The following is a 12,075-nucleotide window of genomic DNA, read 5'->3' on the forward strand; positions in this document are numbered from 1 at the left end:
TTCCAGGCCATGAAGCGCGGTGCAAACCTCCTCACGCGAGGCGATGTGTGAATCCGGTAGCCCACAAGGGGAGAGGGCAGCGCCGGCTTCTCCGCACACGCGCTCGGGTGAGGGGTCTCTTTCCGCTGGCGATGCGCGCGGAAGCATACCCCGCATCAATCTTTAGGGAAGCTGCCGCTGATGCGCTTCAGCCAGGGCACGAGGTGGAACGCACTCATCAGCAGATACATCACGGTCATGTCGCCAAGTGGGGCGCCGGCCGGCATGACCGAGCAGATCACGTCCGAGCGGCTGTCGCGGGCCATGGCGTTCAGGACCGCCATCAGCGCGAAGGTCGGCGCCGCAGCGAAGCGCAGGGCATCGGCAACGTCGGGCATCATGCGCCGTCTGGAAGCAAAGAACGCCATGGCTTTGCTCCGTCAGCGGGCCGCGTATTCGTCGTGGCGGCGCCACCACACGCCCTGCTCGTTGCGGCCCTTCGGCGCGCGATCGAGCCACTGATAGGCGCCCCACAGCCCGTCGAGGCCGCGGGCGTAGCTCGAATAGGTGTGATAGACGACACCAGCCTCGACGATGAAGGCGCTCAGGCCCGGGCGATCGCGCATGAAGGTCGCACCGTCCGTGCCGGTGCCCGCTGCGACCTCCGCCACCATGGCGGGGACGTCCGACGGCGTCATCGGAGGGCTGGTGCGATAGTTGTGCTCGGTGCCGCCCCGGCGCTGCTGTTCCTCGGTGATCGCGACGTTGAAGTCGAAATTGAAGTCGCTGCTCGCCGACGACGCCCAGGGGAAGCTCCAGCCCATGCGTGACTTGTAGGCCTTCAGCTTGGCCAGCGGCGCGCGCGACACCGCCCACAGCATCACGTCGTGATTGGCGAGATGGACCTGGAAGCCGTTGAAGCCGTCGGCGATCATCGAGCAGGACGGGCAGCCGGCCTGGAAGTCGGGCCCGAACATGAAGTGATAGACGAGGAGCTGCGTGCGGCCCTTGAACAGGTCGGGCAAGCTGGCGGGCCCATCGTCCGTGTCGAAGCGATAGGCCTTGTCGACGCGAACCCAGGGCAGGGCCTGGCGGCGCTGCGCCAGCTCATCGCCGCGGCGGGTGAAGTCCTTCTCGGCTTGCAGCAGGTCGAGCCGTGCCTTGAGCCAGTCTTCGCGAGTTCCAGTGAGATGCATGGTCATGTCGGTGTTCCCTTTGCGTGTTGACCGCAACTGAGACTAGGATCGGCGCGGGAGGCGCCGGGAGTGACAAGTGTGGCGGGATTTACATGGACTCGCTGATATCGGCTGCAGCGCAGGCGCTCGCCGCCGGTGATCCGCTCGGCGCATTGAACCGCGTCGCGCTGCGCGATGATCCTCCGGCGCTGGCGCTGCGCGGCATTGCCATGGCGCGCCTCGGCGATGTCATCAGGGCGAAGGCGTTGTTGCGGCAGGCCGCACGAAGCTTCGGCCCGAAGGCGGCGCTCGCGCGCGCCCGCTGCGCCGTCGCGGAGGCCGAGATCGCGCTTGCTGCGCGAGACCTGTCGTGGCCGACGAAGGCGCTGGCCGAGGCGCGCGAGACTCTCGAGCAGCAAGGCGACCGCACCAATGCCGCCTATGCCCGCAGCCTCGAAATCCGGCGCATGGTGCTCATTGGTCATCTCGATGAGGCCGAGCGTGGACTGGCGGATCTCGATCCCACGCCACTGCACCCGGCGGCGCGCACGATCTACGAGCTGATCGTCGCGGGATTGGCGCTGCGCCGCCTGCAGATCAAGGCCGCGCAGGCCGCGCTGGAGCGGGCCGCGCGTACGGCCCGGCTGGCGCGCAGTCTGGAGCTGCATGCCGAGGTCGAGCGGGCCGCGGCGACGCTGTCAGCGCCGGCCGCGCGATTGATCCAAGGAAGCTCGCAACGGCTGCTGCAACTCGATGAGGTCGAGGCGCTGTTTCGATCGGACAAACTGATCGTCGATGCCTGCCGTCTCGGGGTGAGACAGGGCGACCGGATCGTGCCGTTGGCGCGGCGTCCGGTGCTGTTTGCGCTCGCGCGGCGATTGGCCGAGGAGGTCACTCATGATGTCACGCGGTCGGCGCTGATCGCGGACGCGTTCCGCGGCAAGGAGGCCGACGAGTCGCATCGTGCGCGTCTGCGTGTCGAGATCGGACGCCTGCGCCATCTGCTGAAGGGCATGGCCGATGTGAATGCCACGCGCGATGGCTTTGCGCTGGTGCCGTGCGACGGCCGCGATGTCGTGGTGCTGGCACAGCCGATCGAGGACGAGAACGCCGCCGTGCTCGCCTGCCTCGCCGACGGCGAGGCGTGGTCGAGCTCCGGCCTTGCGCTGGCGCTCGGCGCGAGCCAGCGCACGGTGCAGCGCGCGCTCGATGCGTTGGCCCTGTCGGGCAAGGTGCAGTCGTTCGGCCGCGGCCGCGCGCAGCGCTGGACCTGCCCGGTGGTGCCGGCATTCGCGACCAGCTTGTTACTCCCGGCCTGGTCCTCCCTCGACTAGCGTGACGCTGTCACAACCAGGACATGGACGGCCAGCATGACGAGAGCGCCTGCAGAGATCATCCGCGAATACGGCCCCTTCGACGGCGCCGATCGCGTCAATGGAGTCACCTATGATGGCGGCCAGGTGTGGATCGCCACCGGGGGCAGCATCAAGGCGTTCGATCCCGCCGACGGCTCGGTGCGGAAATCGATAGACCTGCCGTCTCATGCCGGCACCGCTTTCGACGGCCGGCATCTCTACCAGATCGCCGAGGATCGCATTCACAAGGTCGATCCCGACAGCGGCCGCGTGCTCGCGACGATCCCGGCGCCCTCGGGCGGCGGCGATTCCGGGCTGGCGTGGGCGGAGGGCTCGCTCTGGGTCGGCGCCTATCGCGATCGCAAGATCCACCAGATCGATCCGGCGACGGGACGGATCCTGCGCAGCATCCCGTGCACGCGCTTCGTCACCGGCGTGACCTGGGTCGACGGCGATCTCTGGCACGGCACCTGGGAGGATGACGTCAGCGACATCAGGCGCATCGATCCGACGACCGGCGAGGTGCTCGATCAGCTCGACATGCCCGCAGGTACTGGCGTCTCGGGCATGGAATCCGACGGCGGCGAGACGCTGTATTGCGGCGGCGGCGGCAGCGGCAAGGTGCGCGCGGTGCGGCGGCCGAAGCGGGCGCGCAACTGAGAGCGTGCTGTCAACGTACCGAAGTGTCACGAGCAGGCCATTCGTACGCGTACGGATGGTCAGTCTGCTCAGCGACCTACTTGCCGAGCGACGTATAGGCCGCCTTGCGGAAGTTGGCGTTGGCTTCCTCGCGCGTCTGCAACTGCTGGCCGCTACCACCGCCGACCGGTCGGGTCGGTGTGACCACCGAGAACAGGACGAAGCCGCCGGTCTTGCGCGGGAAGATGAAGTACTCGGCGATATCGGACTTCTCGCTGTCCTCGCAGGACGACATGCCGCGGAACACCACGGCGCTGTCGACCAGCTCGCTGTTGCGCGCCGAAATGAACTTGCCCTTGCAGTCGCGGGCATCGTTGCCGATGATCGTGGCGGCGACTTCGAGGCCATCGACATTGCGCTGCGGCGGCACGATCCGGACGAAGCCGGTGGCGTTGTCCGCTTTCCAGGCGACCCCGCCCGACGTCAGCCACACCGGCCGCTCGCCGCCGCCGAGGATCGCCGGATGCGACAACGCCGCCTTCAGAATGAAATTGGAGGCGATCTGCATTGCTTCGAGTTGCAGCTCGGGAGAGTCCTCCGAGGCCCGGGCCGGCTGCACGCCGGCGGACGCAGCCGGCGCGGGGGCGGCCGCCGGTGCAGCCGGGCGCTGCGCCGAGGGCGCGTTCGGTTGAGCGGTGAAATTCGTCGCAGCAGCCAGTCCGCCGGCATTGATCATGCGCACGCAATTGGCCAGTGACGGCAGCAGCACCGACGTGCCGATCAGATCGAACTGGAACAGATTGCCCTGGGCGAAGGCCGACATTGTGCGCGCGGCCCTGAACGCCTTGATCAGGCTGGAATCGTTCGGCATCGGCACGACGACCATGTTGGCCGACCATACGGAGCCTTCGACGTTGTAGGAATTGCGGCCGTCGAAGCTCAGCACGATCGGAAACTTCTGCCCCTGCGACAGCGACCAGGCGGGATTGATGAAGGCGAGAGCCCAATTGTAGGTCGGCAGCGCGAGCACACCGAAATTGATGCCGCTCTTGTAGCTGGCGGAGGCGATGCAGCTGGAGAATTTTCCGGTGCTGTCGTCGGTGTAGGCGCCGCCCGACCAGCCTGCGACGGAGATGGACCCGTAAGGCCCTTTTGCATGCGCCGGCGCGTTCAGCGCGACCATCGTCAGCGCCAGGAATGAAAGCATCGTTCGAAGCAGCGCACGCCGTACCGTCATCCCAATTCCCCGTTTTCGCCGCATTGTTGCAATTCCCGCGGCTACGTCAAGTAGAAGTGGCGCACCGCCGACCATCCCAGAGATACTGCGAATGGCGGCTGCGCCGCCGAGGAGGCACGACATGTCGCGGTGCTCATCCACAGCCCTTCATGGCACCGTCATCGAACTCAGCTAGCGCTCACGAGGTCTCAAGAAGGGATCTCGCCATGTCCGCCAAGCTGCCCATCCTCGGTGCCGCCCTCTCCGTCAAATCCATCCCTGCCCACACCGACTGGCTGCTTGCGCGTCAGCGCGATCTCGAGATCCAGGACTTCTTCCGCGCCGACCTGCTCGACAGCGACTGGCGGAGCACCGCCAAGGAGATCAAGGCGATGCTGGACGGGCACACCGGCCGGCTCGGCATCCACGGCCCGTTCTGGGGCTTCACCATCGCCAGCCACGATCCGATGATCCGCCGCGCCGTGACCAAGCGCCTGCTGCAGGGTCTCGAAGTCGCCGAGTTTCTCGGCGCCACGCAGATGGTGATCCATTCGCCCTATACGACCTGGGACGCCAACAACATCGACATGCTGCCGGACGCTCGCGAGGCGCTGATCGAGCGTGTCAGGGCCACGCTGTCGGACGTCATCGCCTCGGCCGAGCAGGCGAACTGCGAGCTCGTGATCGAGAACATCGAAGACAAGAATCCGCAGGATCGCGTCGGCCTCGCCAGGGCGCTGGGCAGCAGCAAAATGCGGGTGTCGCTCGACACCGGCCATGCCAACTACGCGCATCATTCCACCGGCGCGCCGCCGGTCGACTACTATGTCGACGCGGCCGGCGACATGCTGACGCATGTCCATCTGCAGGATACCGACGGCTATGCCGACCGCCACTGGGCGCCGGGCGAAGGCAACATCCGCTGGGTCGCGGTGTTCCGCGCGCTGGCGAAGCTCACTTCCAATCCGCGCCTGATCCTCGAATTGCGCAACCACGATCACGTCAAGGCCGGCGCGGCCTATCTCGCGTCGCTCGGCCTCGCCGAATAAGCCGTCCTTATCATTTCGCACAGTCGACAACCTCAAGAGAGATTGCCATGACCAAGCTCACCCGCCGCGGCCTGCTCGGCGCCGGCGCCGCGATCGGCGGCAGCTTCATTTTGCCGCGGGTCTCGATCGCGCAAGCCGACAACCGTCCTTCGGTCACCATTGCCGTGCAGAAGGTGACCAATTCGAACGTGCTCGACGTATTGCGCGAGCAGTCCAATGTCGGCGAGCGCGTATTCTATTCGTCGCTGTGGGAAGGGCTGATCTCGAAGAACTTCCGCGGCAATCTCGAAGCCGTTCCCGGCCTCGCCACCGAGTGGAAGCGCATCGACGACCAGACCGTCGAGCTGAAGCTGCGCCAGGGCGTCAAGTTCCACAATGGCGACGAGATGACGGCCGACGACGTCGTGTTCTCGTTCAGCCGCGAGCGCATGTTCGGCGACAGCGAGGCCAAGAGCCGCTCGACCATCAAGGCGTTCGAGAAGATCCCGGCGCCGCGCCCGGGCAAGGAGCTGCCGCCGGACGTGATCGGCGTCGCCCGACGGATCTGGCCGGATCTCGTTCGCGTCGATGCGGTCGACAAATACACCGTGCGCTTCGTCAATGCGACGCCGGACGTGACCATCGAAGGCCGCCTGATGCGCTACGGCTCCGACATCATGAGCCGGCGCGGCTGGGAGGAGGCGGCGAGCTATCTCGACTGGGCGCGCAAGCCGATCACGACGGGCCCCTACAAGATCGTCGAGTTCAAGCCGGACGTGTCGCTGACGCTCGAAGCCCATGACGAATATTGGGGCGGCCGCCCGCCGCTGAAGCGCATTCGTTTCCTCGAAGTGCCCGAGGTCGCGAGCCGCATCAATGGTCTTTTGTCAGGTGAGTATCAGTTCGCCTGCGACATCCCGCCGGACCAGATTGCCGGCATCGAGAACAATGCGGCGTTCGAGGTGCAGGGCGGCACCATCCTCAATCACCGCCTGACCGTGTTCGACAAGAACCATCCGCAGCTCGCCGATCCGCTGGTGCGCCGTGCGTTCACGCACGCCATCGACCGCCAGGCGATCGTCGACAGCCTGTGGGCCGGCCGCACCCGCGTGCCGAAGGGGTTGCAGTGGGAGTTCTACGGCGACATGTTCATCGCCGATTGGAGCGTGCCGGCGTTCGATCCGAAGCTGGCGCAGGACCTGCTGAAGCAGGCCGGCTACAAGGGCGATCCGATCCCCTACCGCCTGCTCAACAACTACTACACCAATCAGACCGCCACGGCCCAGGTGCTGGTCGAGATGTGGCGGGCCGTCGGCCTGAACGTCCAGATCGAGACCAAGGAGAACTGGTCGCAGATCCTGGAGCGGGCGCCGACCCGCGCGGTGCGCGACTGGTCCAACTCCGCCGCGTTCAACGATCCGGTGTCCTCGCTGGTCGCCCAGCACGGTCCGAACGGCCAGCAGCAGCAGGTCGGCGAATGGAGCAATGACGAGCTCAACCGGCTGTCGGAGTTCCTGGAGACCTCGACCGATCGCGACGCGCGCAAGAAGGCGTTCCGTCGCATGCTGGAAATCGCCGAGCGCGAGGACCCTGCCTACACCGTGCTGCACCAGAACGCGACGTTCACCGCCAAGCCGAAGTCGATCAAGTGGAGGGCCTCGCCGGCCTTCGCGATGGACTTCCGCTCCGGCAATTACGGAGCGTGATGCCGTGGCGTCGCTGGTCAGCATCTCCGGCCTGAAAGTCGCCTTTGACGGCACGCCCGTGCTGCATGGCATCGATCTTGAGATCAGCAAGGGCGAGGCCTTGGGCCTCGTCGGCGAGTCCGGATCCGGCAAGTCGGTGACCTGGCTCGCGGCGCTCGGCCTGTTGCCGGCAAAGGCGAAGGTCTCCGGCTCGGTCCGGCTCGACGGCCGCGAACTGCTCGGCGCTGACGGCGCGGTGCTCGATTCCGTCCGCGGCCGGCGTATCGCGATGATCTTCCAGGACCCGGCGAGCGCGCTCAACCCGGTGCTCACGATCCGCCGGCAGCTGTGCGAGAGCCTCGCGCTGCATCGTGGCCTGCGCGGCGAGGCCGCGCGGGTCGAGGCGCTCAGGCTGCTCGATCTCGTCGGCATTCCTGATGCGAACAGGCGGCTGTCCGCCTATCCGCACGAATTCTCCGGTGGCCAGGTCCAGCGCATCATGATCGCGATGGCGCTGGCCGGCCAGCCTGACCTCTTGATCGCCGACGAGCCGACCACCGCGCTCGATGCCACCATCCAGGCGCAGATCCTCGATCTGCTGGCTGCCGTGCGGCGCGAGTTCGACATGGCGATGGTGCTGATCAGCCACGACCTCGGCGTCGTCGCCGAGAATTGCGACCGCGTGTGCGTGATGTATGCCGGCCGCATCGTCGAGCGCGCGCCCGCGTCGCGGCTGTTCGATGATCCCTGGCACCCTTATGCGCAGGGCCTGATCGGCGCGCTGCCGCCGCTCGACGGCATCCGGCGGAAACTGCAGGCGATCCCTGGCACAGTGCCCGATCCGCGCGCGCTCCCCAGCGGCTGCGCCTTCGCACCGCGCTGCACGTTCGCCGGCGACGGCTGCCATGCCGGCGTGCCGCCGCTCGCGCCGTTCGAGCAGGACCGCGCCGTGGCCTGCCTGCGGCCGCAGCGGCTGCCGGTGGAGCTTGCCGCCGAATGACAGCGCCGCTCGTCGAGATCCAGGGGATCTCGCGCACCTATCGGATGCGCTCCGGCCTGTTCGGGCGTCCGACATCGGTCCACGCCGTCGATGGCCTGAGCTTGTCGATTCTGAAAGGCGAGACGCTCGGCATCGTCGGCGAGTCCGGCTCCGGCAAATCCACCACCGGCCGCATGGTGCTCGGGCTCGAGCCGCCTGACCAGGGCCAGGTCCGCTTCGACGGCGCGCCGATTGCCCCGGTCGGCACGGCGGCGTGGCGCGCCCAGCGCGCGCGCATGCAGATGATCTTCCAGGATCCGCTCGGCGCGCTCGACCGCCGTCTTCCGGTTGCCGAGCAGATCCGCGAGCCGCTCGACATCCACGACATCGGCACGAAGGCCGAGCGCGACGCGCGCGTGCATGAATTGCTGCAGTCCGTCGATCTCAACGACAGCCACGGCCGGCGCTATCCCGGCGCGCTGTCCGGCGGCCAGCGCCAGCGCATCGTGCTCGCGCGCGCATTGGCGACGAAGCCGGACTTCCTGGTCTGCGATGAGCCGGTCAGCGCGCTCGATGTCTCGATCCAGGCGCAGGTGGTAAACCTCCTGATCGATCTGCAGGCCCGGCTCGGACTGACCATGCTGTTCATCAGCCACGACCTGCGCGTGGTCCGGCAGATCAGCAGCAAGGTCGCGGTGATGTATCTCGGCCGCATCGTCGAGCATGGCGATGCCGACGATTTGTTCGCGCGGCCTCAGCATCCGTACACGCAGGCCTTGGTGTCGGCCTCGCCGGCGCCGGGCCGCCGCAGCTCCGGTCGCATCGTGCTGACGGGCGATCCGCCGAACCCTGCCGCGCGCCCGTCGGGCTGCGCCTTTCATCCGCGCTGCCGCCATGCGATCGCGCGCTGCGCCGTCGAGGTGCCGCAGCTTGCGGCCCTCGACGATCGGCGACAGGTCGCCTGTCATCTCGTAACCGGCCCGCAATCGCAGACCCAGGATGCCGCGTGATGCTGCGCTACTTCGCCCTCCGGCTGTCGCGCGCGCTGCTGACGATCGCGCTGGTCGTCACCTTTGCCTTCATCGTGCTCAGGCTGTCCGGCGATCCCGCGCTGATGATCATGGGGCCGGAAGCGCCGCCCGAGGTGATCGCCGCGTTCCGCAAGGCCTGGGGCCTCGATCATCCAATCTGGGTGCAGTATCTCGACTACTTCAAGGCGATCGGGCAGGGCGAGCTCGGCCGCTCGATGCGTGACGGCCGCCCGGCGATCCAGCTCGTCATCGAGCGCATCCCGGCGACGCTGGCGCTGACCATTCCCGCGTTCCTGGTCAAGGTGCTGCTGGGCATTCCCGCCGGCATCTATGCAGCACTGCATCGAGGTTCCGCGATCGATCGCGCCGTGATGATTACGGCGGTGGCCGGCTTCACGGTGCCGAGCTTCGTGCTGGCGCTGATCCTGGTGCTGATCTTCGCCGTCCAGCTCGGCTGGCTGCCGTCGGGCGGACAGGATTCGTGGCGTCATGCCATCCTGCCGATCGTCACGCTCGGCTTCGGCGGCGCCGCCGTGCTCGCGCGCTTCACGCGCAGCGCGATGCTCGAGATTCTCGGCCAGCCTTATATCCGCACGGCGTCGGCCAAGGGCGTGCCCTGGCGCAGGGTCATCACCGATCACGCGTTGCCCAACGCCGCGATTCCGACCGTCACCATCCTCGGCTTCATGGTCGGCAGCCTCATTGCCGGTGCGGTCGTTGTCGAGAGCGTGTTCTCCTGGCCCGGCGTCGGCCGGCTGCTCGTCGTCGCCGTCGCCAACCGCGATCTCGCGGTCGTGCAGTGCATCCTGCTGCTGGTCGCGATGACGATGGTCACGTCGAACCTGATCGTCGACTTTCTCTACGGCCTGCTCGATCCGCGGCTGCGCAGCAAGGGAGCCGAGGCATGACCGACGTTGCGATGAAGGCGCCCGCGGCGCGGCGGCTGCGCTGGCCGAACGTTCCCGTCTCGGTTACGATCGCCGTGGGTTGGATCGTGGCGATGCTGCTGCTCGCCATCTTCGCCGACCAGCTCGCGCCTTACGGCTTCACCAAGTTCGACCTGCGCAATCGCCTGTCCCTGCCGGGCAACCCGGCGCATTGGCTCGGCACCGACGAACTCGGCCGCGATGTGCTGTCGCGCCTGGTCGTCTCGATCCGCATCTCGCTCCTGATCGCCTTCGGCGCCACCGCGATCTCCGCCATCGCCGGCACCACGCTCGGCTTTCTCGCGGCGCATTTCCGTGGGCTCGTCGAGCAGTTCGTGCTGATGCTCGCGGACTTCCAGGCCAGCATGCCGTTCCTGATCCTGGCGCTCGCGGTGCTCGCCTTCTTCGGCAACTCGCTGCCGCTCCTGATCGGGCTGATGGGCCTGTTCGGCTGGGAGCGCTATGCGCGCATCGCGCGCGGGCTGGCGATCTCAGCCAATGCGCAGGGGTATGCCGCGGCCGTGCGGCAGCTCGGCGCCACGCCGCAGCGTGTCTACCTGAAGCACATCCTGCCGAACATCGCCTCGACCCTGATCGTCTCGATGACGCTGGTGTTTCCGGAAGTCATCCTGCTGGAGTCCGGCCTGTCGTTCCTCGGCCTCGGCGTGCAGCCGCCGATGACGAGCCTCGGCAACATGGTCGGCTATGGCCGCGAATATCTGACGCGGGCGCCCTGGATCATGCTGGCGCCGGCGGCCACGATCGTGGTGACGACGCTCGCCGTCTCCGTCATCGGCGATTGGCTGCGCGACCGGCTCGATCCGACGCTGCAATAGAGCCGGGCTCAGCAGCGGGCGCGGTAACGAACCTCTGCAGCGTCAGCGACGGCGACATCGGCCGTCTCGCAGACGATCAGGGCGCGACCGGCGTGCTCACCCGCCAGCGCCGTCCATTTCGAGGCTTCCCGCAGCCACAGCTCGCGGCGGGCCGGATCACGTTCGGCCTCCTCGCGGCAGCTCGAGGCCGCCGTCAAACATGCCGATCTCCTGTCCATGCTGGACGGTCCGCCATCTCAACGATAACGACATTAACATAGTACAATACGATTTTGGGTTGTGATCACGTTTTGCGACGGTGGGCTCAGCCCTGTGATGCCACATAGCGCATCGGCAACGAATGATGGGCGTGGCAGGCGGCAACGGCGGCATGGCCGAACGCCACCGCGATCTGGTGCAGGTCCGTGACGACGTCGCCGATGCCATAGAGCCCATCGACGCCGCAGCGCTGCTTGGCATCCACCTCGAGAAACTCCTCGTCGGTGTGCCGCGCGCCCATCCGGATCGCGAGGTCCGACCGGACCTCAGCGCCCATCGCGGGATACACGATGTCGAAGCGTTCGCTGGCGCCGTCGGCGAACGCGGCCGCGATGCTGCCGTTGCGGCGCTGCAGCGAATGCAGACGCGGCATCACGCGGACCCCGGCCGCGGCCAGCTTCTGCCGCGCCGCATCATCCTGCGCGTCATCCGTGGGGATCAGCGTGACATCCGAGCTGTAGACACGCATGAACAAAGCCTTGCCCGCAGCATGACCGAGCGTGCCGATAATCGCGATCTTGCGGCCCGCGGCCTCGAAGGCGTCGCAGACGGGGCAGTAGCGCAGCTCTCCCTCGCGAACCGCCTCGATCCAGTCGGGCAGCGGAAACTGCTTGTCGATGATGCCCGTGGCCAGGATGACCCGCTGCGCCACGATTTCGCCATCCGCGAAGGACGCCAGGAAGTCGCTCCCGGATCTCACGAGCGATGTGACCGTGTCCCTGATGATGGGAACGCGCAGGTCTTCGACCTGGCGCTCCATCCGCTCGAGGAGTTCAGGTCCCGAAATGCCGTCGGGAAAGCCCGGCAGATTGTGACTGCGCGGGATCCAGGCTGCCCTAGATGCACCGCCGTCGACGATCACGACGTCGCGCCGGAACCGCGCCAGATAGATCGCAGCCATCAGGCCGGCCGGCCCGCCGCCGACGATGAGAACCTCGGTGCGCATTGCCGCTGCCCCGCCTTCAAGG

At 67.2% G+C, this 12,075-nt stretch carries 13 protein-coding genes; 8 read left to right on the forward strand and 5 right to left on the reverse strand.

The window, feature by feature from the left end:
* Positions 1 to 155: 155 nt before the first annotated feature.
* Entirely contained in the window at positions 156 to 407 is a 252-nt protein-coding gene (locus ACQR1B_RS20655) for a hypothetical protein (protein ID WP_434833393.1), read from the reverse strand.
* Positions 408 to 419: 12 nt separating this feature from the next.
* The gene (locus ACQR1B_RS20660; protein ID WP_434833394.1) at positions 420 to 1,181 is read right to left on the reverse strand and encodes a DUF899 domain-containing protein; all 762 of its coding nucleotides are present in this window, start codon (positions 1,179 to 1,181) and stop codon (positions 420 to 422) included.
* An 86-nt stretch (positions 1,182 to 1,267) separates the two neighbouring features.
* Here ACQR1B_RS20660 and ACQR1B_RS20665 point away from each other — a divergent pair, with 86 nt between their 5' ends.
* Complete coding sequence (locus ACQR1B_RS20665; protein ID WP_434833395.1) at positions 1,268 to 2,488, forward strand: helix-turn-helix domain-containing protein; 1,221 nt, start codon at positions 1,268 to 1,270, stop codon at positions 2,486 to 2,488.
* Positions 2,489 to 2,524: 36 nt separating this feature from the next.
* On the forward strand, positions 2,525 to 3,169 hold the full coding sequence (locus ACQR1B_RS20670; protein WP_434833396.1) for a Vgb family protein: 645 nt from the start codon (positions 2,525 to 2,527) through the stop codon (positions 3,167 to 3,169).
* A gap of 76 nt (positions 3,170 to 3,245) precedes the next feature.
* On the opposite strand, the gene ACQR1B_RS20675 is transcribed toward ACQR1B_RS20670, so the two are convergent.
* Positions 3,246 to 4,385, reverse strand: coding sequence for a hypothetical protein (locus ACQR1B_RS20675; RefSeq protein ID WP_434833397.1), 1,140 nt, complete (start codon positions 4,383 to 4,385; stop codon positions 3,246 to 3,248).
* A gap of 206 nt (positions 4,386 to 4,591) precedes the next feature.
* Between ACQR1B_RS20675 and ACQR1B_RS20680 the strand changes: the two genes are divergently transcribed.
* From ACQR1B_RS20680 to ACQR1B_RS20705, 6 genes are read left to right on the forward strand one after another with little or no spacing between them, the layout of a single operon-like run.
* The gene (locus tag ACQR1B_RS20680; protein WP_434833398.1) at positions 4,592 to 5,413 is read left to right on the forward strand and encodes a sugar phosphate isomerase/epimerase family protein; all 822 of its coding nucleotides are present in this window, start codon (positions 4,592 to 4,594) and stop codon (positions 5,411 to 5,413) included.
* A gap of 47 nt (positions 5,414 to 5,460) precedes the next feature.
* Complete coding sequence (locus tag ACQR1B_RS20685) at positions 5,461 to 7,098, forward strand: ABC transporter substrate-binding protein (protein ID WP_434833399.1); 1,638 nt, start codon at positions 5,461 to 5,463, stop codon at positions 7,096 to 7,098.
* A 4-nt stretch (positions 7,099 to 7,102) separates the two neighbouring features.
* Positions 7,103 to 8,077, forward strand: a complete 975-nt coding sequence (locus ACQR1B_RS20690) for an ABC transporter ATP-binding protein (protein ID WP_434833400.1) — start codon at positions 7,103 to 7,105, stop codon at positions 8,075 to 8,077.
* Positions 8,074 to 9,066, forward strand: a complete 993-nt coding sequence (locus tag ACQR1B_RS20695; RefSeq protein WP_434833401.1) for an ABC transporter ATP-binding protein — start codon at positions 8,074 to 8,076, stop codon at positions 9,064 to 9,066. The genes ACQR1B_RS20690 and ACQR1B_RS20695 overlap by 4 nt, the downstream gene beginning before the upstream one ends.
* Complete coding sequence (locus ACQR1B_RS20700) at positions 9,066 to 9,995, forward strand: ABC transporter permease (RefSeq protein WP_434833402.1); 930 nt, start codon at positions 9,066 to 9,068, stop codon at positions 9,993 to 9,995. The genes ACQR1B_RS20695 and ACQR1B_RS20700 overlap by 1 nt, the downstream gene beginning before the upstream one ends.
* An 11-nt stretch (positions 9,996 to 10,006) precedes the next feature.
* Positions 10,007 to 10,849 carry an ABC transporter permease gene (locus tag ACQR1B_RS20705; RefSeq protein WP_434833605.1) on the forward strand — a complete coding sequence of 281 codons (843 nt, stop codon included), beginning with the start codon at positions 10,007 to 10,009 and terminating at the stop codon, positions 10,847 to 10,849.
* Positions 10,850 to 10,857: 8 nt separating this feature from the next.
* On the opposite strand, the gene ACQR1B_RS20710 is transcribed toward ACQR1B_RS20705, so the two are convergent.
* Both ACQR1B_RS20710 and ACQR1B_RS20715 read right to left on the reverse strand, forming a co-directional pair.
* A complete protein-coding gene (locus tag ACQR1B_RS20710; protein ID WP_434833403.1) occupies positions 10,858 to 11,046 on the reverse strand; it encodes a hypothetical protein in 189 nt (62 codons plus the stop codon).
* Positions 11,047 to 11,153: 107 nt separating this feature from the next.
* On the reverse strand, positions 11,154 to 12,053 hold the full coding sequence (locus ACQR1B_RS20715) for an NAD(P)/FAD-dependent oxidoreductase (RefSeq protein WP_434833404.1): 900 nt from the start codon (positions 12,051 to 12,053) through the stop codon (positions 11,154 to 11,156).
* Between the last annotated feature and the right edge of the window lie 22 nt (positions 12,054 to 12,075).

It is taken from the genome of Bradyrhizobium oligotrophicum (genome assembly GCF_051168495.1).
GTDB classification, from domain to species: Bacteria; Pseudomonadota; Alphaproteobacteria; order Rhizobiales; family Xanthobacteraceae; genus Bradyrhizobium; species Bradyrhizobium oligotrophicum_A.